At 38.9% G+C, this 21,659-nt stretch carries 20 protein-coding genes and 1 pseudogene; 2 read left to right on the top strand and 19 right to left on the bottom strand.

Going from position 1 to position 21,659, the window contains the following annotated elements; all coding sequences use genetic code 11:
- Positions 1–53: 53 nt before the first annotated feature.
- The 19 genes and pseudogenes from NFR46_RS03480 to rpsU all read right to left on the bottom strand — a co-directional run bounded on the left by NFR46_RS03480 (position 54) and on the right by rpsU (position 19,058).
- Positions 54–851, bottom strand: a complete 798-nt coding sequence (locus NFR46_RS03480) for a metal ABC transporter permease (protein WP_251574736.1) — start codon at positions 849–851, stop codon at positions 54–56.
- A complete protein-coding gene (locus tag NFR46_RS03475; protein ID WP_251574735.1) occupies positions 851–1,519 on the bottom strand; it encodes an ABC transporter ATP-binding protein in 669 nt (222 codons plus the stop codon). Before NFR46_RS03475 ends, NFR46_RS03480 begins: the two co-directional genes overlap by 1 nt.
- 1 nt (position 1,520) lies before the next feature.
- Positions 1,521–2,435, bottom strand: coding sequence for a metal ABC transporter solute-binding protein, Zn/Mn family (locus NFR46_RS03470; protein ID WP_251574734.1), 915 nt, complete (start codon positions 2,433–2,435; stop codon positions 1,521–1,523).
- 187 nt (positions 2,436–2,622) lie between these two features.
- Complete coding sequence (pepT, locus tag NFR46_RS03465) at positions 2,623–3,870, bottom strand: peptidase T (RefSeq protein ID WP_251574731.1); 1,248 nt, start codon at positions 3,868–3,870, stop codon at positions 2,623–2,625.
- A gap of 2 nt (positions 3,871–3,872) precedes the next feature.
- Entirely contained in the window at positions 3,873–4,712 is an 840-nt protein-coding gene (locus NFR46_RS03460) for a Nif3-like dinuclear metal center hexameric protein (protein WP_251574730.1), read from the bottom strand.
- Positions 4,699–5,406 carry a tRNA (adenine(22)-N(1))-methyltransferase gene (locus NFR46_RS03455; RefSeq protein WP_251574724.1) on the bottom strand — a complete coding sequence of 236 codons (708 nt, stop codon included), beginning with the start codon at positions 5,404–5,406 and terminating at the stop codon, positions 4,699–4,701. Before NFR46_RS03455 ends, NFR46_RS03460 begins: the two co-directional genes overlap by 14 nt.
- A 114-nt stretch (positions 5,407–5,520) precedes the next feature.
- Positions 5,521–6,705, bottom strand: a complete 1,185-nt coding sequence (locus NFR46_RS03450; protein ID WP_251574721.1) for an aminotransferase class I/II-fold pyridoxal phosphate-dependent enzyme — start codon at positions 6,703–6,705, stop codon at positions 5,521–5,523.
- A gap of 264 nt (positions 6,706–6,969) precedes the next feature.
- Positions 6,970–8,112 (bottom strand): RNA polymerase sigma factor RpoD, encoded by a 1,143-nt coding sequence (gene rpoD, locus NFR46_RS03445; RefSeq protein WP_191683999.1) that lies wholly within the window; start codon positions 8,110–8,112, stop codon positions 6,970–6,972.
- Position 8,113: 1 nt separating this feature from the next.
- On the bottom strand, positions 8,114–9,982 hold the full coding sequence (dnaG, locus tag NFR46_RS03440) for a DNA primase (protein ID WP_251574716.1): 1,869 nt from the start codon (positions 9,980–9,982) through the stop codon (positions 8,114–8,116).
- Positions 9,983–10,119: 137 nt separating this feature from the next.
- A complete protein-coding gene (gene glyS / locus NFR46_RS03435) occupies positions 10,120–12,195 on the bottom strand; it encodes a glycine--tRNA ligase subunit beta (protein ID WP_251574714.1) in 2,076 nt (691 codons plus the stop codon).
- Between the two features lies 1 nt (position 12,196).
- Positions 12,197–13,192, bottom strand: coding sequence for a glycine--tRNA ligase subunit alpha (gene glyQ, locus NFR46_RS03430; RefSeq protein WP_251574713.1), 996 nt, complete (start codon positions 13,190–13,192; stop codon positions 12,197–12,199).
- 286 nt (positions 13,193–13,478) lie between these two features.
- Positions 13,479–14,249 (bottom strand): DNA repair protein RecO, encoded by a 771-nt coding sequence (gene recO / locus NFR46_RS03425; RefSeq protein ID WP_251574712.1) that lies wholly within the window; start codon positions 14,247–14,249, stop codon positions 13,479–13,481.
- 18 nt (positions 14,250–14,267) lie between these two features.
- Positions 14,268–15,173, bottom strand: a complete 906-nt coding sequence (gene era, locus NFR46_RS03420) for a GTPase Era (protein WP_251574708.1) — start codon at positions 15,171–15,173, stop codon at positions 14,268–14,270.
- 15 nt (positions 15,174–15,188) lie between these two features.
- The gene (locus tag NFR46_RS03415; RefSeq protein WP_251574706.1) at positions 15,189–15,587 is read right to left on the bottom strand and encodes a diacylglycerol kinase family protein; all 399 of its coding nucleotides are present in this window, start codon (positions 15,585–15,587) and stop codon (positions 15,189–15,191) included.
- Positions 15,571–16,050, bottom strand: a complete 480-nt coding sequence (gene ybeY, locus NFR46_RS03410) for an rRNA maturation RNase YbeY (protein WP_251574704.1) — start codon at positions 16,048–16,050, stop codon at positions 15,571–15,573. The genes NFR46_RS03415 and ybeY overlap by 17 nt, the downstream gene beginning before the upstream one ends.
- Before the next feature lie 3 nt (positions 16,051–16,053).
- On the bottom strand, positions 16,054–17,088 hold the full coding sequence (locus tag NFR46_RS03405; protein ID WP_251574702.1) for a PhoH family protein: 1,035 nt from the start codon (positions 17,086–17,088) through the stop codon (positions 16,054–16,056).
- Between the two features lie 183 nt (positions 17,089–17,271).
- Positions 17,272–18,248: pseudogene (gene bsh / locus NFR46_RS03400) on the bottom strand (choloylglycine hydrolase).
- 104 nt (positions 18,249–18,352) lie between these two features.
- Complete coding sequence (locus tag NFR46_RS03395) at positions 18,353–18,799, bottom strand: GatB/YqeY domain-containing protein (protein ID WP_251574700.1); 447 nt, start codon at positions 18,797–18,799, stop codon at positions 18,353–18,355.
- A gap of 67 nt (positions 18,800–18,866) precedes the next feature.
- The gene (rpsU, locus tag NFR46_RS03390; RefSeq protein WP_182581349.1) at positions 18,867–19,058 is read right to left on the bottom strand and encodes a 30S ribosomal protein S21; all 192 of its coding nucleotides are present in this window, start codon (positions 19,056–19,058) and stop codon (positions 18,867–18,869) included.
- A gap of 318 nt (positions 19,059–19,376) precedes the next feature.
- Here rpsU and NFR46_RS03385 point away from each other — a divergent pair, with 318 nt between their 5' ends.
- Together NFR46_RS03385 and NFR46_RS03380 are read left to right on the top strand one after the other, a co-directional pair.
- The gene (locus tag NFR46_RS03385) at positions 19,377–20,882 is read left to right on the top strand and encodes an ABC transporter substrate-binding protein/permease (protein ID WP_251574699.1); all 1,506 of its coding nucleotides are present in this window, start codon (positions 19,377–19,379) and stop codon (positions 20,880–20,882) included.
- Positions 20,872–21,612, top strand: coding sequence for an amino acid ABC transporter ATP-binding protein (locus NFR46_RS03380; protein ID WP_277612846.1), 741 nt, complete (start codon positions 20,872–20,874; stop codon positions 21,610–21,612). Before NFR46_RS03385 ends, NFR46_RS03380 begins: the two co-directional genes overlap by 11 nt.
- Positions 21,613–21,659: the final 47 nt, after the last annotated feature.

Raw genomic sequence — 21,659 nt, 5'->3', positions numbered from 1 at the left:
TAAAAAAAGAAAGAATAAAAAAAGAACCAGGAAAGCAATTTCCTGGTTCTTTTTTATTCAACTCCACTCATCTTTTGTTTAATTAAAGCACTGCAATAAATTATAACTTCAATCACCGCAATAAAGAAACTGACTGGCCAATTAGTTAAATAACCAAGGAGCAGTCCTAACCAAGTTCCTAAAAGTGAAAAGAGGATCGCTAACCCAATCATCTTAGCAACCCCATGAGTAAAGTATTTTGCACTAGCTGCCGGTAGAGTTAAAAGGATAAAAATTAAGAGTGAACCAACAATTTGAGCCGCGACACTCACGCTTAACGCTAAAATAACCAAAAAGATAACGGAATACAATGTAGCATTAAGTCCACTCACCCGTGCTCCAACTGCATCAAACGAAGTAAATTTAAGTTGCCGATAAGTTGCAAAAATTACCAAAATAACAATGATTGATAAATAAATTAGTTGCCAAACTTCACCTAAATTTATCCCCACAACACTCCCAAAAAGAATATTAGTTGCCGAGCTAGCATTTTTACTGCTCAAAGAAAGAAAAAGGATTCCAAGGCCAATAAAAAGAGCCGAAACAGCACTAGTAACTGCTTCACGACGCGATTCTTTAATACTCATTTGACCAACAAGAATTGAGCTAAGCATTGTAAAGAGGATCATCCCATTAAGAACCGGCCAGCCAACGAAGACCGCAAACGCACCGCCAGCAAAGCCAATTTCAGATAGTGTATGAGTCAGAAATGAAAGATTCCTTGCAACAACAAAGACGCCAACAAAGCCACTAACAATGGCAATAAAAGTACTGGCAATAAAGGCATGGCGCATAAAACTTAGTTCTAACATTACTTAACCTCCTTTTCTGGTTGGGGAAGTTCATTGATCGTCCCCGTTAAGTACCCATCCCCTGTCATCTGAAGAAAGCGAGTTCCATAATGTTGAGCTAGTTCCCAGTCATGGGTTACAAACATCACGCTAAGTCCCTGTTGTTGAAAACGAGTAACTAAATCTAATAGCTCATATTTCATCTCATTATCCAAACTTGCAGTTGACTCATCCAAAATTAACAGTCCCGGGTTAGGAAGCAGGGCTTGAGCCAAGTACGCCCGCTGCTTCTCACCACCAGAGGCCAAGCCAAGGAGACGGTCAGCAATTTTTTGTAAGTTTGTCTCGCTAATTACCTGGTTTACCCGTTGACGTTCATCCTTTTTTAGCCAGGGAAGGAAACTATGAGGAACATTCAATGCTATAAAATCACGGATTGAAAGGGGGTATTCCTGATCAATATTCCGAAATTGAGGAACATAACCGATTCTTGTTTGCGGATTAATTATTATTTCGCCTTTTTGTGGCTTAATAAAGCCCAGCATCGACCGAACAAGAGTTGTTTTTCCGACCCCATTTTCGCCGATTACTACTAAAAAATCTCCCTGATTAATATTAAAACTTAAATCATGAATTACCTGATGGTTACCATAAGCAACTGTTAAATCGTTAACTGTGACAATTGACATTCTACTTCTCTCCCTGCTGAATTCGTGATAGTGCCCGATATTGTGAAAGCATCCACTCTTGATAAGACTTGGCACTATTAGGCTTGATTTCCGTTACTTTTAACACCGGAACATGGTGTTTACGTGCGAGCTTTACCAAACCATTAACAACGTGATCACTCGTTTGGGAATTTTCAACGAAAAACGCAATTTCATGATTTTTAATTGCAGATTGCAGTTGTTGAATATCTTGTGGTGATGGATCGTTACCGTCTTCAATGGCTTTTTCAAAGTGTTGATCTACTACTTGGTAGCCTAAAGCCGTTAATGCGTAATCAAATACCGGTTCACTGACTGCAACTCTATTATTTTCTGGACTAACGTTTGCTTTAATTTTAGCAATTTCCTGTTCCAATGGTTTTAATGAGTCAATGTATTTTTGCGCATTCTTTTGGTAATAGCTTTGGTGATTTGGATCCAATTTTCCGTATTGGACAGCTAAGTCCCGTGCTAGTCTTTTCATCGTTGATGGTTCATACCACAAGTGCTCATTTTGCCCGGTTTGTTTACCCATTAAATGACCAACATTTACCACTTTCTGTGCGTGATGCTGGCTATCTGAATGAGCAATTTTATTTAACCATTCATCATAACCCAAGCCATTTTCAATAACGACATTTGCATCCTCAACCTGTTTTGCCTGCGCCGTCCCTGGCTGATAATCATGAGGATCAACCGATGCATTATCAATTAATGACGTTACTTTCCCGTACTTTCCAGCAATCTGTTGAGCAACCTCTCCGTAGAAGTTTAAACCAGTAATTACCCGAATTGGTTTTTTTTCAGTATTAAGCGTTTTGAAGGGGATAAATGATAACGCTAAAATTACAAGTAATAAACTAACAAGGCCACTCACACCAATGAAGTATTTTTTCATTCTCTTCTCCTTTAAGAGTAATCATTATCATTAAGAACAGTTGCTATCTTACCGAACTATTCATTTGAATGCAAGTTTAAACTCAATCATGATCTCTAGAGTAAAAAGTATTTACATCAGTTAAAACAAAAAGGAACTTTACAGAAAGCAAACATAACTTCCGCCAAGTTCCTTTAATAAATAATTATTAATTATTCTGACTATTTAATTCATTAATCTTAAGAAGAACATCCAATGCCTTTTCCATCGTCTGTAGGGAAACGTATTCAAATCTGCTGTGCATGTTTTCACCACCAGCAAACAGGTTTGGTGTTGGTAATCCCTTATAAGAAATTGTTGAACCATCAGTTCCACCACGAACCGGGTAAATTACTGGCTTAATGTTCAAGTCTTTCATTGCCTTTTTAGCAATTTCAACCGATTCCATCTTTCCTTTAAGCGCATCTTTAAGGTTATAGTATTGATCATAAAGGTTCATGTTGATCCGTTTGCTACCTAGCTCATTATTAAGACCGTCGACAATCCGTTCAAGCAGATTCTTTCGTTCTTCGAAAGTTTCCCGATCATGATCACGAATAAGGTAAACCATCCGCGCATGGTCAACAGTTCCATCAAACTTATACAAGTGGAAGAACCCTTCCCGACCTTCAGTCCGCTCAGCACGCTCATGGGCTGGTAAACTGTTATGGAGATCAATGGCAACCTGGATAGCGTTAACCATGGTTCCCTTAGCTACTCCAGTATGAACATCCTTTCCGGAAATTTCTATTTCTGCTTGAGCAGCGTTAAAGGTTTCGTATTCTAGCTCACCTAATGGGCCACCGTCAACAGTATAGGCAAAGTCAGCACCAAAGTCGTCAACATCAAAGTGATCAGCACCGGTACCAATTTCTTCATCTGGACCTAAACCAATCTTGATTTCACCATGCTTAATCTCCGGATGATTCATGTAGTATGCAGCCATTGTCATAATTTCGGCTACTCCTGATTTATCGTCAGCACCCAGTAGTGTTGAACCATCAGTGGTAATTAACGTATCCCCTTGGTAATTCTTTAGGTTAGGGAATTCCGTGGTTGATAATACATATTTACCATCTTCATCTAATTGAATATCACTTTTACCATCATAATTTTCAACAATCTGTGGGTTAACGTTATGTGCATTAAAGTCTGCTGTATCAACATGTGAAATATAACCAATTGTTGGCACTTCATGATCCAAATTACTTGGGATGGTGGCAAATAGGTAGGAGGATTGAGGGTTAATATGAACATTGCTTAACCCTAATTCCTTTAGCTCAGCCGCTAATTCATTCAAGAACGCTGTTTCCTTGGGATCAGACGGAATAGTGTCTGAATCAGGGTTAGAGCGTGTTTCTGTCTTTACGTACTTTAAAAAGCGGGGTAATAAGCCTTCATATTTTTCTTCTGTCATTATTAATTCTTCCCTTCATTATTCAACATAAAATTAAATGGATCGGTATTTAGCTGGTTTCGAATAATCTCAAAATCCCAGTTATTTTCTTTCTTCCATTGATCAAATAGCTCAGCTAATCGTGGTTCACAAATTGCCTCAATATGATGTCCAGGATCAATTACAGTTAAATGGTTAGCAAGCATATCATGTGCAAAGTGATAAGTGACATCACCGGTGACATACGCATCTGCTCCCTTATCAACCGCTGCTTGCCAGAAGTCTTGACCAGCCCCACCAAGGACCGCTACTCGATGAATTGGTTTGTCCATATCTGATGGAGCAACAAGCCAACGAAGGCCCTTAATGCCAAAGATCCGCATACAGTACTGGGCAAATTCCTTAGCATTCATCGAACCATTTAACGTTCCAATCCGGCCCATCCCAACTTCTTTTTGTGATACTGGGTCAAGACCAGCCTCAATCAGACGTTCCGTATTAGTTAACCGTAATTGACTAGCCAACCAATCATTCATCCCCCCATTTGCTGTATCTAAATTAGTATGGGCAGCATAAACTGTGATTCCATGGCTAAGCAACTGGGCATACATTTCATTTTGTGGGATCCGAGTGTCAAGATTCTTTGCCGGATGAAACATAACTGGATGGTGGGCAAAGATAAAATCCACATCCTGTTCAATTGCTTCCTGCGCAACTTCTGGACGGACATCCAACGTTGTCATCAACCGCTCAATCGGTTTATCAGGATTCCCTAATTGAAGTCCCGGATTATCCCAACTTTCTGCCAATTTTGGACTAGCAAATTGTTCAAAGCGGTGAATCAATTCATTACCTGTCGTCATTATTTAACGCCTCCTCTATTAAAGCTATGTATTCCTCCTGTTGGTGAATTTTCTTAACCGGTGGTTGACTGGCATGGCTCATTTGTTGAAGCACCATTTTCTGTCGCTGTAGTTCACCATGCCATTTCTCATCAAACACCGGAGAATGTGCCTCAAGTAAAAACGGCCCAAAAGTCAGTTCGTACTTACTATAACGAAAAGGAACAATTGATGATTCAGCAACAATCACTTCATAAATGTGGCCATCTTCAGCAATCATTTTTTCAGCCATAATTTGGAATTGGTGATCCATCAGCCACGTTCTTAAGCGAGCCTCACCAACGTTCGGCTGTAATATCAAACGGGACACATTAGCCAATTTTTCGGGGTGGGCATCAAGAATTTGGGTAATTAATGCTCCCCCCATTCCTGCAATCGTAATTGTATCGATCCGATCGGCATCTTCAATTGCAGCTAATCCATCTGCTAGTCGTGCTTGAATAATATTAGCCAAGTTTAATTTTTGAATCTCATGTACAGCATTTTCGTAGGGGCCCTTTACAACTTCACCTGCAACCGCATAAGTAATTTGTTTCTGCAAGGCTAATGCCGCTGGTAAGTAGCCATGATCAGATCCAATATCTGCTACTCGCGCTCCTTTAGGGACAAATTCAGCTACAGTTTCTAAGCGTTGGGATAAGTTTTGCGCATCCACTCTCTACCATTTCCTCTCAACATTTCTTTATACATTAAGTATAGCAAATGTTTAAAAAAAGAGGAGGTTCACAACAAAGTCAATCCCGACTTCATTGCTCTCCCTCCATCTTTTCTAATTTAGTTCTTTTACAAATTTACCAATCCGATTAAGCGCTTCATGAAGGTCCTCGTCTGAAGATGCGTATGAAAGACGAACATAGCCTTCACCACCAGCACCAAAAGCACTTCCCGGAGTAACACCAACCTTAGCTTGATGGGCTAATTCAGTAGCAAATTTAACGTCATCCTTACCAAATGCTTCCGGAATCTTTGCAAAGATGTAAAATGCTCCTTCTGGCGTTGACATTTCAAAACCAAGATCACGTAAACCAGCAGTTACAAAATCACGACGCTTTTCGTAGATCTTGCGGAATTCAACCGGATCATCTTGACCATTATTCAATGCTTCGACAGCTGCTGCCTGAACATTGTCCGTAACGGTGGTTACAAGGAAGGCGTGCATTTTACCAATACTTGCAATAATCTCTTGCGGACCAGCCACATAGCCTAACCGATAACCAGTCATTGCATGAGACTTTGACAATCCAGAAATAAAGATCGTTCGGTTAGGGATAATTGAAGCCAATGAGTAGTGATCAACACCATAAACAAGGTCACTATAAATCTCATCAGCAATTGCATATAAGTGGTGTTTTTCAATTACTTTTGCTAACCCCTTCAAAGTTTCTTCCGGATATTCACGACCAGTTGGATTACTTGGATAATTCAAGAGAACCGCTCGTACACCGTGGCCTTCCTTTTGCAATACTTCTTCAAGCTTCTCTGGAGTTAAAACAAAGCCATCAGCAGATGTATCAACCTGAATTGGCGTTGCACCAGTCATTGCTACTAAGGGGAAGTAGAGTGCAAACACCGGTGTTGGAATGATTACCTTGTCACCAGTATTTAATAAGGAAAACAGGGTTGCTGCTAATGCTTCAGTCGCACCAACCGTTACCACAACTTCATTTTCTGGATCATAATCAACACCACGGGTTCGCTTGATATAGCCAGAAATTGCTTTCAATAATTCCGGTTTACCCATTTGTGGTGCATAATGAGAATCATTATCTTGAATACTCTTAATTGCTGCCTGCTTAACGTGTTCCGGAGTATTCATATCTGGTTCTCCAAGGGTCAATTTAATAATCCCAGGAATCTTAGAAACTGAGCGGTCAAACGCACGAATCCCTGAAGGGGAAGTGGCTGCTAATTTATGATTGATAGTACCTGTCAGATCTTTAGCTAATTCTGGCATAACGACGGTTCCTCCTTGTTAAAAAACACACATTATAAAGAAAATTAAGTAAAATCATTTAAAACTTAAACAATTTAAGTTTACTTTGTTTACTACCCTTAAGTCAAGATTCCTTTAATCGTTTTCTTATAATTATTTAATTTAATAAGTATTTATTTAAGAATAATTAATAAAATAAGGTAACTCTAAAATAAATTCAAATATAACCACCATATTTTTTGTTTAAACTAAAAAGAGACCCAAGCCTGAGTCTCTTTCACATAATTATTCCAAGAAATCCTTTAATTGCTTAGACCGTGATGGGTGGCGTAACTTCCGCAATGCCTTTGCTTCAATTTGCCGGATCCGTTCACGGGTAACTCCAAAGACTTTCCCGACTTCCTCCAATGTTCTGGTCCGACCATCATCAAGTCCAAAGCGAAGACGTAACACATTTTCTTCCCGATCCGTTAACGTATCGAGAACGTTTTCTAGTTGCTTCTTCATCATTTCATAAGCAGCATGATCAGCTGGACTAGTTGCATCCTGGTCTTCAATGAAATCACCTAAGTGTGAATCATCCTCTTCACCAATTGGCGTTTCAAGAGAAACCGGTTCTTGAGCGATCTTAAGGATGTTTCTTACCTTTTCAGTTGGCATGTCCATCTCGGCACCAATTTCTTCTGGTAATGGTTCACGACCTAGATCCTGAAGCAACTGCCGTTGGATCCGAATCAATTTATTAATTGTTTCTACCATGTGGACTGGAATCCGAATTGTCCGAGCTTGGTCGGCAATTGCCCGAGTAATCGCCTGACGGATCCACCAAGTAGCATAGGTTGAGAATTTGAATCCACGCCGGTAATCGAACTTTTCAACGGCCTTCATCAGACCCATGTTCCCTTCTTGAATTAAGTCAAGGAATTGCATTCCCCGACCAACATACCGTTTAGCAATTGAAACAACTAACCGCAAGTTAGCTTCAGCAAGTTCTTGCTTAGCCTCTTCGTCTCCTTGTTCAATTCGTAATGCCAAAGCTACTTCTTCGTCAGCACTCAAGAGATTAACCCGACCAATTTCCTTTAAATACATCCGAACAGGATCGTTAATCTTAACCCCAGTTGGTGCAGAAGTATCCTTCATTGCCTTTTGGGATAATTTTTCGGTTGCCTTTAATGCTCGAGGATCTGGATCACCATTCTCATCAACAACACTAATTCCTGAATCTTCGACGTTTTGAAGTAGGTTATCGATCCCATCGGCATTCAATTCAAATGGCTTTGCAACAAGTTCTGTTAAATCGCTATACTTAATGTGCTTACGCTTCTTATAAGTACGAATTAATTTACCAACAGCGGTATCATACTTTTTTTGATCGAAGTTATCACTATTTGAAATGATGATTTCTTTCTTTTTACTTTTTGCCATATTAATTGGTCTCCTCCGCTTTTAATTCTTGTTGCTTTTTTAATAGTTTTATCAATTCCATTGTTAGTTGAGTTGCTAACTCATTATTGTTTAGTGAACTTGCTTCCCTAATCTGCGACTGTAGTTCTTTAATCTTCTGCGATAGTGGGATTTGTTTTTGAATCAGTTGAATACAGTCATCAATTAATTGCATATCTACAACTTCATCAACATTTAATTGTTCAATTTGACCCAATGTTGAACGAAGACTATCTTCCTTTAGATAATCCATTAGTCTTGCAGCCGAATACTCACCATGTTCAGAAAAATAACCCTCCGCTAATAAGTATAACGTTTGATAGCGCTCATGTGCAAAGTGAAAATTATTTATTGCTGTCACATGGTCCCATACTTCTTGATCGTGAAACATGTATCTTAATAATAGCTGCTCAGCTAACTCAGTCCGATTAACCTTTTTTTGCCGCTGAACAGTATGGCTAACAACTGGTTGAACTTGTACAGAACTGGCAGAACGCAAGGGAAAATGCCCCTTAATTCCTAAGCGATGGCTAACCTCCACTAGCTGGCTTTTTAACGTTTCCTTATCAAGGTCAAACTCTTTTGCCAGTTTTGTAAGGTACATATCTTGTTCTAATGAAGATGGCAGGGTTGCAAGTAGTTTCAGTGATTGATCCAAATAAGAAATCAACTCGTTCTGATTATTAAGGTTCTTATTTATCCGGTAGAAACGCAAATAAAAGTCAACTACTGTTTCTTCCTGATCAACTAGGTACTTACTAAATTTTGTAGCACCATTTTGCTGAACATACTCGTCAGGATCAACACCAGCTGGCAATTGGACGACCCGTAATTGCATCCCCCGCGGCTGGTGATCATGAAAAAGGCTGATTGCCCGATCAATCGCGTTCTGCCCAGCTGAATCACCATCATAACAAATATCAACTTGGTTAACTGCACGACCAAGAACTGCTACTTGTTCCTCTGTTAAACTGGTTCCCATTGAGGCAACCCCATTTTTGACGCCCGCAGCATAAGCAGAAATAACATCCATAAATCCTTCAAACAGGTAAATCTTTGATGCCTGTCGTGCTTCTTTTCGAGCAACGTCAAAATTGAAGAGGGTTCGTCGCTTATTAAAAATGGGTGTTTCAGGACTATTTAAATATTTTGGTGTATCTTCTGGAACTTTACCAATTACTCGACCAGAAAAGCCAATTACTCGACCATATTGATTTCGAAGAGGGTACATTACACGGCCAACAAAGCGATCATGTAGTTCTCCTTCATTATTTTCAACAAACAACCCCGATTTTCTTAACAGCTGGTAATCATTAACTTTCTGGGTTAAAAATGGCTTTAAAATTCGCTGCTCAGGCGCAAAGCCAAGATTAAAATCATTAATAAGCTCATCAGTCATTCCCCGCCCTTTTAAGTACTTCAATGCCTGAGCTCCAGCTGGGGTATTTAAAAGGACATGGTGGTACAATTTAGCGGCCTCTTCATGTATCATCATTAATTTGCCGTTAGGGGTATCACTTTTCTGCTTATTATCCTTACTATTATTATCAAGATATTGAGACGGCATCTCAATATTAGCTAATTGGGCCACTTCCTCAACAGCTTCAGTAAACGGAATATGTTTTAATTCCATTAAAAACTGGAATACGTTTCCACCGCGACCACAACCAAAGCAATAATAAAATTGCTTTTGTATATTAACGTTAAAGGAAGGAGTCCGTTCCTCGTGAAATGGACAAAGACCAACGAATCCCTTACCAGATTGATGGAGTTGAACATAATGACCTATCACATCACTAATATCTACAGAATTCCGGATCCGATCGATGACCTCTGATGGTATTCTTGCCACTAGCTGACACCCCCCAATTATACTAAGACAGCTACGAAAGGCCGCAACCTCATCGGAATGCGACCTCCATAATTATTTAGCCAAAATTAACTAATATATATGATACCACAAGTTAACAACAATACAATTAAAAAGACTTATTTAACAATCAGTTTATCCAAATTACCAATTAAGTATGCTTGTTGAGCAAGAATTCCCAACTGGGTTAAACGATTATTCTTAATCCTCTCGTCCTTATCCATAATCATATTTTCGTCGAAGTACTCATTAATAATTGGTGCTAGTGAACGGAGTGCTGTAAAGTTTTCGTCAACTGTTCGTTGCACTGCTTTACTGGTCAAATCATTTACTGCATCATATAATTTTTGTTCTGATGGATTTTGGAACAAGCTAGGATCTACCTTAGTGGCAGAATCATTCTTCCCCTTCTTTGCAATCCGGAGTACCCGAGTCAATGCTTCAATAACTTCCTTAAAGTTTTCATCATCATGATGAGCCTTAATTGAGTTTGCGGCATCAAGGATATTTTCAATATCATTAGACTTAGTATCAGTAACAGCATCAATCACATCGTGCTTCATGTGCTGACCACTTAATAACTGGTGGATCCGATCCATAAAGAAGGCACGAACTTGATCTGCGTTATTATCAATATCAATGTCAACATCAAGATTTGCTTCAGCAAAGGCTTTGATAATTTCTGGTTGAATATCCAATAATGGTAAGTGCCAATTTCGATCAGCAATAATCCGTACGATACCGAAGGCTTGCCGCCGCAATGCATACGGATCATTTGAACCACTTGGAATCATATCAACAGCAAAGAAGCTCATAATACTATCAAGCTTATCCGCAATTGCTAGAGCAGCCCCAATCTTACTTTCTGGTAACGCTCCTTCTGCAGAAACCGGCATGTAATGTTCACGAATTGCTTGAGCAACGTCTGCCTTTTCACCAAAGAGCTTAGCATAAATTTCACCCATTACCCCTTGCAATTCAGCGAATTCACCAACCATTTGCGTTGTTAAATCAAACTTATAGATATGAGCCGCACGATCTAGATCAGCTAATTCTTCTTCACTGAAATTTAATTGCTTTCCAATAACTGCCGCAATCACAGCAACTCGTTGCATCTTATCATACATTGAACTGATCTTATCATGGAAACTAACCCGCTTTAGTCGTTCAACATAATCTGCAATGCTCAACTTTTGGTCTTCTTCATAGAAGAACTTAGCATCTTCAAGTCGTGGAACCAAGACCCGTTCGTTACCCTTAATCACATTTTCCAGATAATCCGTATTACCATTACGAACAGCAATAAAGTTTGGTAAGAGGTTTCCTTCATGATCACGAAGATAGAAGAACCGTTGATTATCCTTCATGGAAGTAATTAAAACAGCATCTGGAAGGACCAGGTATTTCTTATCAAATGAACCAGAAAAGGCGGTTGGCCATTCAACCAAATTATTAACTTCTTCTAACAGGTCAGGATCCTTATCAATTACCCAATCATTGCTAGAAACGATGTTATCAATTTGCTCTTCAATCAGTTGTTTCCGCTTTGCTTGATCAGCAATGACAAAATCATCATGCAATGCCTTTTCATAATCGGTTGCTTGTTTCAATTCAACCTCATGACCAAGGAAACGGTGACCACGAGTAGTCCGTCCCGCCTCAATGTCAAGAATCTTAAATGGCACTACTTGGTCATCTAGTAATGAAACTAACCACCGAATTGGCCGAATAAATTGAAGATTATTATAGCCCCACTTCATTAGTGTTGGGAAAGTCATTGAGGTGATCACATCTGGTAATCCCTTAAGTACTTCGGCAACAGACTTACCAGCAATATGCTTTTCAACAAAAACATACTCAACACCCTTTACCTCTTTGAACTCAATGTCATCAACTGATGCTCCTTGACCACGAGTAAACCCAATTGCGGCCTTTGTCCAGTTACCGTCTGCATCTTGGGCAATCTTTTTAGCTGGTCCCTTAACAGATTCATCAATATCTGGTTGCTTATCACTTAAGCCGTGGATTAAGAGTGCCATCCGCCGTGGGGTCGCAAATTCTTGGATCTCATCAAAAGAAATCCGTTGTTCCTTAAGATACTTTGCTACCCGTTCATGTAACTGCTTAATGCTTGGTGTTACAACATGGGCAGGCATTTCTTCAACGCCGACTTCTAGTAAGTATGAGTTAGCCATGTTACTTGTCCCCCTTTTGTACTTTCTTTGCCTTTTTAGCAGCTTGCTTAGCTGCCCGTTGCTTAGCTTTTTCAGCTTTCTTTGTGTATTCATCTAATGTCTTTTGACGAAGCTTTTCATCATGAATTAGTGGGAAGCCACGTTTCCGTCGTTCTTCAACAAAGGCTTTAGCAATGGACTTTGCCATAATCCGGATTCGGTGAAGGTAACCAGCACGTTCAGTAACGGAAACAGCACCACGAGCATCTAATAAGTTAAAGGTATGGCTACACTTTAGAACATAATCGTATGCTGGGTGAACCAGTCCAAGCTTAATTAACCGTTTTGCTTCAGTTTCATAGTTATTAAATTCTTTTAGTAGCATGTCTTGGTTACTTTCTTCAAATGCGTATTTGGAGTGTTCATATTCAGGTTCCTTAAAGATATCACCATAAAGAACACCATCAGCCCATTCAAGATCATAAACTGAATCAACATTCTGAATATATTCAGCTAACCGTTCAAGTCCATAAGTAACTTCGGCAGCTACTGGGTTCATTGGTAATTCACCAACTACTTGGAAGTAAGTAAATTGAGTAACTTCCATTCCATCAAGCCAAATTTCCCAACCAACACCGGCACATCCCATTGAAGGGTTTTCCCAGTTATCTTCAACAAAACGGATATCATGTTCAAGCGGGTCAATTCCTAATTCACGGAGACTTCCTAAATAAAGTTCTTGAATATTATCAGGAGATGGCTTCATAATCACTTGGAATTGGTGGTGTTGGTATAGACGATTAGGATTTTCACCATACCGTCCATCGGCAGGCCGCCGTGATGGTTCGACATAAGCAGCATTCCATGGTTCTGGACCAATTGCTCGCAAGAAGGTGTAAGGACTCATTGTTCCGGCACCTTTTTCATTATCATAAGCCTGCATCAACATGCAGCCTTGCTTTGCCCAGTACTTTTCAAGTGTAAATATAATATCTTGAACACTTAACTTATCAGACATATAGACTCTTCCTTTCAAAAAAGTCCCTGTAGAAACTAGTCTACGACCAATTTCTACAGGGACGAATTAATTCGCGGTTCCACCCTGCTTTTTTGTATTGCTACAAAACAGCTTAGTTAGTACAGCTGCTAAAGTGCCCCACTAATAGACTAATTCAAGGGCTTTCACTCTCCCCTTGTCGCTTCACATTAATCATCATTAGCTTTTTCTTTGTCATTGCTGTAAATATATTTTTATACGTGACTTATGATAGATAAACATCTTCTAAATGTCAATTGGCAAATTGTTATTTTTTTAATTTCTCTTCCCATTTTCCCATTTGACGGATAAACCGTTTACTCTTTAAATTTAATCCGACTTCATTATCATACAACGAATCTAATACAAACTGGATACGACGCTTAGTAGAAGGATTAATTTTAATTGAGTTAAGTTTTTGGAGGTTTAAGGTTGAAAACCGTTGTAAATAATAAACAGACCGTAGATCAAGGTGCATTCGTCGCTCATCAAGATGCCAATGATTTCGACAAAGCATTCCCCCGGACTGTTCCGAAAAGTCTAAGGGAATATCATCACGTCCACAAATAACACACCGATCCCACGTTGGCGAAACACCAAAGCGTGTCAGTAATTGTGTTTCAATGACATTTGCGATTACCTGTTCATCAAGACCTTGGTTAATTAGTTTTAGAGCAGCAGCAACCTGCCCAAACCAGCCACCAATTCCTTGACCATCTTGAAATGCACTATCAACTAAAGCCAGAATATACGTAGAATATGCATTTTTACTAATATCAGTTGCAATATTCCGATATTGAGCCGTATCACTGGCCGCATTAATAAAGCTGAGGCCATCATTAGCCAATGACCCAATATATTCACCATGGGTAAATGGCAAAATATCCGCTGCTAAACGAAAGCCCCGTTTTTTAGCCCCTTTAACAAAAAACATTGCCGGGCCAATTTTATCAGTTAAAATTTTTACCAGGAGATCTCGCTCGCGATAATCGCGACGAAACATTATAATTCCCCGAAAATCAGTATTAATCCGACTCATTGGGGTTCATCCCTTCAATTAATAATCTTTGTTCCGGTAACCGTAGTCCTTTAACATTGCAGACTTATCCCGCCAATCAGGAACAACTTTAACCCATAATTGGAGAAAGACTTTATCGCCAAGAAGATGCTCAATATCTAAGCGCGCCCTTGTACCGATCTTCTTTAGCATTTGCCCCTTTTTACCAATAATAATTCCCTTTTGTCCGGGACGCTCAACAATAATATTGGCAGAAATATGTACATGCTTGTCATCTTCCCGCTTTACAGAAGTTACGTCAACCGCCACTGAATGGGGAACTTCTTGGCGAGTTAATTCAAAAACCTTTTCACGAATCATTTCTGCAATTACAAATCGTTCAGGATGATCACTAATTTGATCGCTTGGGTAGTACTGTGGTCCATTAGGCAATGTTTCGATTAACTTGTTGATTAGTGGATTAACATTATTCCCCTGAAGCGCAGAAATTGGGTAAATTCCTGCAAATGGGAGGGTGTCCTTGTATTGAGCCGTAATTTCAGGCAAGTCGTTTGGATTGATTTGATCAATCTTATTAATCACCAAAAAGATTGGCTGTTTAACATTCTTTAGGCGATTGATAATAAAATCATCACCGGGTCCCCGATCCTCTGTTGCGGAAACAAGGTATAAAACAGCATCCACCTCATCAAGTGCGGAAAGAGTTGACTTCTCCATAAAATCGCCTAATTTAGTTTGTGGTTTGTGGACACCTGGTGTATCAATAAATACTATTTGTGCCTGATCAGTAGTATAAATCCCCTGAATCTTGTTCCGAGTAGTCTGAGCAACATTACTCATAATCGCAACCTTTTGGCCAACTACATAGTTTAAAAATGTTGATTTACCAACATTTGGTCGTCCAATTAAGGCAACAAAACCGGATTTATAATTTGGATTATCCATTATTTTTCTTCCTTTCTAGTATCCCAACAATTTTACTATTCTTGGTAAAAAGATAATTAAACCAACTAAAACTGCAAAAATTGCTGTAATTAATACTCCACCTGCAGCAACATCCTTTGCTTTCTTAACGTTAATGTCATAGTGGTGTTCTCCAAGTAAGTCAGTTACAGCTTCCGTTACAGTATTTAAGAATTCTGCTGAAAAGACAACTAAGATTGCAAGGAGAAGCCATAACCATTCTAAGCGATCGACATGTAACACAAAGCCTAAAATAACCACTATCGTAGCAACTGCAATATGATAGCGCATATTTCGTTCTTGAGAAATAACATCAAAGATTCCCTCAAGCGCATGCCTCATTGCTTGAATTAGGTGGTGATTTTTTTCGGTTTGTCGACTATCTTTCGAGGCCATACTGATCTAATATCTCCCGTTGTAGTGAAAACATCTTTTTCTCATCCTCTGGTTTTTCATGGTCGTAGCCATTTAAATGAAGAAAACCATGAACAACTAAAAAGCCAAGTTCCCGTTCAAATGAATGCCCAAGGAACTTTGCCTGCTCAGCAACTTTATCAACGGAAATAAAAAGATCACCTAAGTTTGCTGGCAATTCGGCTGCTAGTTCTGGCTCCATAATGATCGGGGTCTCATCACCTGATTCTTCTGCAGCAAAACTTAAGACATCAGTTGCCCGATCTACGTGCCGGTACTGAGAATTAAGTTCCCGAATTTCAGGGTTATTTACTAAGGTCACAGATATCTCAGTATTATCAGCCAATTCTAGCTTTTCTCCCGCAAAATCGATTAATTTCTTAATCAACTCAAGATGTGCTGGACTAACTTTTTCTTTAGTATGATCGTAAATTTCTAGTTCCATAAACTAATCCTTTTTCTCAGCTGACTTCTTTGTTGCAGCTTCCTTTTCTTCATCGCGTTTAATCAATCGCTTGGTTGCGTTTGTTTCATAAGCATTAATAATCCGTGCAACAACCGGGTGCCGAACAACATCTTCAGCAGTAAACTGAACGAATTTGATTGATTTAATATCTTTTAAAATCCGTTCTGCACTAATCAACCCACTTCGCGTTCCATGGGGGAGATCAATTTGTGAAACATCCCCATTGACTACCATCTTTGAGCCAAAGCCAAGGCGGGTTAGGAACATCTTCATCTGCGCGTTAGTGGTATTTTGTGCTTCATCAAGAATAACAAAAGCACCATCCAACGTCCGCCCACGCATATAAGCAAGTGGGGCAATTTCGATAACTCCTCGTTCCATCAACCTTTGCGTATGATCAGTTCCAAAAATATCATTTAAGGCATCATATATTGGCCGCAAATAAGGGTCGATCTTCTCTTGGAGATCACCAGGAAGGAACCCAAGACTTTCACCTGCTTCAACCGCAGGACGAGTTAAAATAATTCGTTCCACTTCGCCCCGTTTCAAAGCTGCAACAGCCATCGCCACTGCTAAGTATGTCTTCCCGGTACCAGCAGGACCAATCCCGAATGTAATATCATTATGCTTAATGGCATTAACGTATTGGCGTTGACCAAAGTTTTTAACGCGAATAGACCGTCCCCGTCGATCACGAATGATGGTTTCACTATAAAGATCAGCAAAATAATCTAATGTTCCACGATGAGCCATCTTCATTGCACTAACAATATCAGTACTATGAATCCGAATTCCCTGCTCAGTTAAAGTAACTAATGCGTGAAGGACATCCGCTGTCAGCTTAACGTCTTCTGTTAGTCCCTTAATTTTAATGTTGTCGCCAAACGGGTTAATTGTGACGTTCATTCCCTGTTCATACAAGGAAACAAACTTGTCTTGAACTCCAAGTAAGGCAACTTCTAATTCTGGACTTGTTATTTGAAATGTTTGTTCAATTTCTTCGTTTTTTTCTACCAACTAAAATTTCTCCTCTAGTTTAATATAAGTAGATTCTGAATATGATTATATCATAGCCACTTTATTCTCGTTGGATTTTTAGTATAAGACTCTCTACTATATTTGCAAATAAATCATGAATGGAAAGATAAATAAAAAATGCCGTCAGTAATATACTTTCATATACACCGACGACATTAATTTTTAAGCCTGATAGTGAATTGTTTGTTTAGTTTGTAGAGAGTAAGTAAGCAATTCACTACTGTCAAGCTTGCTTTGATCGAGCTTAACAGCATTAATTTGGTTATTTTCATACGTTGTGTAATAGAAGGTTCCTGTTGTAAGGTCAACACCATCTGAATAGATTGTGTATTCAAAAGTGTTCGGTGCTACTTCGTCAAGCCCCTTTTGTTGTTCAACGGCATGAAGAAGGTGGAAATAATTAGTAACATATTCCAATTCATCTTTGCCTTTAGGTTCATGCATCTTAGTAAAGGTTTCCTTAACAAACCGACTCTCAGAATCCATCCCACCTGGAAGCATATGTGTTCCTAAACCACGACTATACAATTCAAGCTTTGCACCTGGTGCGATTATATTGGTTGGTTGAGCTGGTGAAACACTTTGATAGTTACTCAAATTATTAAGTTGTTGTGGAAATTCAGGATTATTTGTTAAGACTCCAACTGGATTATCGTAAACATTTAAGCCCTTCTTGGTTGATTCAACTACAATCGAATCACCAGATTTATCAGCAATCAGCCAATGAAGTGGTGACAATGGGAATTTCTCTGAGAAATTAATATTAACCAAGTTCAGATTCTTAATCATTTCCTTGGCTTCACTAATATTTTTGCATTGACCAAGAACATATGGGATAAATTCAAACGGCGTAACATTATCTTTTTTGGATCTTCTGGAAAATAATGACAAGGACCATCAAAGTTCAATCCAGCCATTCCCAATCCCTCTTCGTTAGCACCATCAAAGTATAATGGATAACCATCTTGAACGGTTGCCATCCCGGTAATAGCATAATGATGACTTAATCACTTCATCTTCCGAAATTTAAACTCGTAATCACGAGGAGTAACAACAACTTCTTCACCAAAAGGAATTTCTAAATCCAAATTACGACCAAAGTAACTATCGCCAGCCGTATAAATAATTGACGTACACATAACGGTAAACCTCCTAGAAAAAAATAACGTATTACTTAACCTACTTGTTAATAGATAAATAACACGTTATCCACTTATTCTCAAGTTTTTATCAATTAAATAAATTATTTATTTAATTCGCTCTTAACAATTTGGTTAACTAGCTTACCATCAGCTTGACCTTTGACCTTTGGCATAACAGCGCCCATTACCTTACCGAAATCCTTCATACTTGAAGCACCAACTTGTTCAATTGTTTCATCAACAATCTTTTTAACATCGTCTTCTGAAAGTTGTTGTGGCATATACTTTTCAACAACTTTCATCTCAGCTTCTGTTTTTTCAACAAGATCCTGACGCCCAGCTTGCTTAAATTCATCGAGTGATTCCTTACGCTGCTTATATTCACGCGCCATTACAGCTACTTCTTCATCAGGGGTCAAATCATGACCTTGTTCAATTTGCTCATTTTGTACTGCAGCTTTAAGCATCCGTACCACACCAAGAGTTTCCTTGTCACGGTTTTTCATAGCAGAAACCATATCAGAAGTTAAATCTTGTAATAAACTCATTTCAAATTCTTCCCTTCTTGAAAACTAAAAAAGCTCCCACCATCAGGAAAAGGTAGGAGCAAATAAATTAGTAACGACGACGGCGCTTGTTCTTACGCTTCCGTGCCGCTTCAGATTTCAACTTACGTTTTACACTTGGCTTTTCGTAAAATTCGCGTTTACGGTATTCTTGCAAAGTTCCGTTGCGTGAAACTGTACGTTTAAAGCGTCGAAGAGCGTCATCCAAAGATTCATTCTTACGAACGACTGTTTTTGACATGTTGATTCCCTCCCTCCGAGCTTAAAGTTACGTATTAGAGCGATATAACCCCGCTCCTTCACTACAAATGCAATTGTAACTAATTAGATTCTGAGTGTCAATAAATCTTTCAAAATTATTAAGATAAATTTTTGCTCCTATATTTAGAAATCAAGTTGCAGTTTAGATCTATATTATCTTTTATTCAAAAATCGCACCATTTATTCAACTAATTTGAATAAATTACACCTAATTTTAAATATTTATTGCATATTTAATCATTTTAGAGTATATTACTCACCAACGTATTTATTTTCTAGATTGAAGGAGTTATTGATTATGAAATATTTCAAACATTTACTAATGCTGATAATCATTACATTCCCGATACTATGTGTACCGGTATCAGCTTTAGCGGCTACCGAAAGTAGTAGTTCAAGTTCTTCTACTAACCCTGCTCAAGTAGCCGAAAATGATTCGCTGCAAAAAATCAAGCAAAAGGGAACGTTAGTCGTCGGGATGAGTGCCGATTATCCTCCGTACGAATTCACCACAAAAGAACACGGAAAAACAAAGTATGTTGGATTTGAAGTATCACTTGTCAAGCAATTTGCTAAAGATATTGGCGTTAAATTAGTAATTAAAAATATGGACTTTGATTCCCTACTGGTTGCTCTTGAAACCGGGAAAATTGATGTCATTGCTTCCGGAATGAATATTACTAACGAACGGAAAAAGAGCGTTGACTTCTCCGATACCTATTACTCTGGCGACAGTTACTTCTTAATTAATAAGAGTGATAAAGATAAATTAGTTAGTGCCAAAAGTTTTAACGGAAAAACGGTTAGTGCACAAAACGGTACCCTCCAATCAACTATGATTTCTAAAGATATGCCACAAGCTAATGGTAAGGGATTAACCAAGCTATCTTCCCTTGTAATTGGTTTACAATCTCATAAGTATGATGGGGTATTGATGGATGCCGCTACCGCCAAAGCTTACGCGGCTAATAACTCTAACTTGTATGCCTTTAATTCAAAGTTACCGGTTACCGCAGGAGGAATTGCTCTTGCCTTTCCAAAGGGTGACACTTCACTAATGAACGCTGCCAACCAAACTATTAAAAAGGTTAATCAAGAAGACCTAATCAACAAAAAATGGATCCCTGAAGCATCACAATACATGAAGAGCTACAAAAAGCAAAACACTGTTCTTAGCTACTGGCGCTACTTCGCAAAGGGGCTCGGCTATACATTAATTATTACTATCGTTTCTGTCTTCTTTGGTTTCCTTTTAGGAACAATCTTTGCCCTAATGCGTCTATCAAAGAATAAGATTCTCCATTCAATTGCAGTTTGCTATATTGAATTCTTACGGGGAACACCAATGATGGTTCAAATTATGTTCGTTTATTTTGGTATTGGTGCAATTATCCAGTCCCTTCCTGCGCTACTCGCCGGAATCATTGCCGTCTCACTAAACTCAGGGGCCTATGTTGCTGAAATTATCCGTTCAGGAATTCAATCAATTCCAGCTGGTCAAACAGAAGCTGCACGAAGCCTTGGAATGAGCAAAAACGAAACTTTCCGTTATGTTGTCATGCCCCAAGCACTTAAAAACATCTGGCCAGCTCTTGGTAATGAATTAATCACCCTATTAAAGGATAGTTCTCTTGTTTCTGTCATTGGGGTAACCGAATTAATGTTCCAAACACAATTAGTTCAATCTGCTACCTACAAGGGAGTCCTTCCCCTCTTCATTACCATGATGATCTACTTTGTATTAACGTTTACGCTTTCCAGAATTCTGCTTTACTTTGAAGGGAGAATGAAACATGCCCACTAAAATGATCGAAGTTCAAAACTTACAAAAGAAATTCAAGAATAATATTGTCCTTAAAGATATTACCGAACATGTTGATAAGGGTCAGGTAATTTGTGTAATTGGTCCATCAGGTGCCGGAAAAAGTACCTTCTTGCGTTGCTTGAATGCCTTAGAGCAACCGACGAACGGAAAAGTGCTCTTTGAAGGACAACAATTAACTGGTCTTAATGATAAAAAGCTCGATCAACTACGAGAAAAAATGGGAATGGTTTTCCAAGACTTTAATCTTTTTCCAAATATGAACGTCATCGAAAACATTAAGCTAGCTCCGATGAAGGTTAAGCATATTCCAGAAGATGAAGCGACAGCAACAGCTATGAAACTATTAACTAAAGTTGGTCTTGCCGATAAAGCTCAACAATACCCAACCCAGTTATCTGGGGGACAAAAACAACGGGTCGCCATTGCGAGAGCTCTTGCAATGAATCCTGAAGTGATGTTATTTGATGAACCAACAAGTGCCCTTGATCCTGAAATGGTTGAGGAAGTATTAACTGTAATGCACGATCTTGCTGATTCCGGAATGACAATGGTTGTAGTTACTCATGAAATGGGATTTGCTCATGAAGTTGCAGACCAAATTTGGTTTATGGCTGACGGTTATATCCAGGAAACAGGTACTCCAGACGAATTCTTTGCCCACCCAAAGAGTGATCGGGCAAAAGAATTCCTCAAGAAAATTTTAAAATAGATACAAAAGAGGCTGGAAAAACATTTTGCTTTTCCAGCCTCTTTTGT

The sequence above is a fragment of the Limosilactobacillus agrestimuris genome (genome assembly GCF_943193105.1).
Lineage (GTDB): Bacteria > Bacillota > Bacilli > Lactobacillales > Lactobacillaceae > Limosilactobacillus > Limosilactobacillus agrestimuris.
Note: the sequence above shows the minus strand (reverse complement) of the source record. Positions and strands in the feature narration are given on the sequence as shown.

Bases quoted from the DNA above. Each gene is read 5' to 3' on its own strand.
- NFR46_RS03480 (WP_251574736.1), bottom strand. From the start codon at position 851: ATGTTAGAACTAAGTTTTATGCGCCATGCCTTTATTGCCAGTACTTTT.
- NFR46_RS03475 (WP_251574735.1), bottom strand. From the start codon at position 1,519: ATGTCAATTGTCACAGTTAACGATTTAACAGTTGCTTATGGTAACCAT.
- NFR46_RS03470 (WP_251574734.1), bottom strand. From the start codon at position 2,435: ATGAAAAAATACTTCATTGGTGTGAGTGGCCTTGTTAGTTTATTACTT.
- pepT (WP_251574731.1), bottom strand. From the start codon at position 3,870: ATGACAGAAGAAAAATATGAAGGCTTATTACCCCGCTTTTTAAAGTAC.
- NFR46_RS03460 (WP_251574730.1), bottom strand. From the start codon at position 4,712: ATGACGACAGGTAATGAATTGATTCACCGCTTTGAACAATTTGCTAGT.
- NFR46_RS03450 (WP_251574721.1), bottom strand. From the start codon at position 6,705: ATGCCAGAATTAGCTAAAGATCTGACAGGTACTATCAATCATAAATTA.
- rpoD (WP_191683999.1), bottom strand. From the start codon at position 8,112: ATGGCAAAAAGTAAAAAGAAAGAAATCATCATTTCAAATAGTGATAAC.
- glyS (WP_251574714.1), bottom strand. From the start codon at position 12,195: ATGGCTAACTCATACTTACTAGAAGTCGGCGTTGAAGAAATGCCTGCC.
- glyQ (WP_251574713.1), bottom strand. From the start codon at position 13,192: ATGTCTGATAAGTTAAGTGTTCAAGATATTATATTTACACTTGAAAAG.
- recO (WP_251574712.1), bottom strand. From the start codon at position 14,249: ATGAGTCGGATTAATACTGATTTTCGGGGAATTATAATGTTTCGTCGC.
- era (WP_251574708.1), bottom strand. From the start codon at position 15,173: ATGGATAATCCAAATTATAAATCCGGTTTTGTTGCCTTAATTGGACGA.
- NFR46_RS03415 (WP_251574706.1), bottom strand. From the start codon at position 15,587: ATGGCCTCGAAAGATAGTCGACAAACCGAAAAAAATCACCACCTAATT.
- ybeY (WP_251574704.1), bottom strand. From the start codon at position 16,050: ATGGAACTAGAAATTTACGATCATACTAAAGAAAAAGTTAGTCCAGCA.
- NFR46_RS03395 (WP_251574700.1), bottom strand. From the start codon at position 18,799: ATGAGTTTATTACAAGATTTAACTTCTGATATGGTTTCTGCTATGAAA.
- rpsU (WP_182581349.1), bottom strand. From the start codon at position 19,058: ATGTCAAAAACAGTCGTTCGTAAGAATGAATCTTTGGATGACGCTCTT.
- NFR46_RS03385 (WP_251574699.1), top strand. From the start codon at position 19,377: ATGAAATATTTCAAACATTTACTAATGCTGATAATCATTACATTCCCG.
- NFR46_RS03380 (WP_277612846.1), top strand. From the start codon at position 20,872: ATGCCCACTAAAATGATCGAAGTTCAAAACTTACAAAAGAAATTCAAG.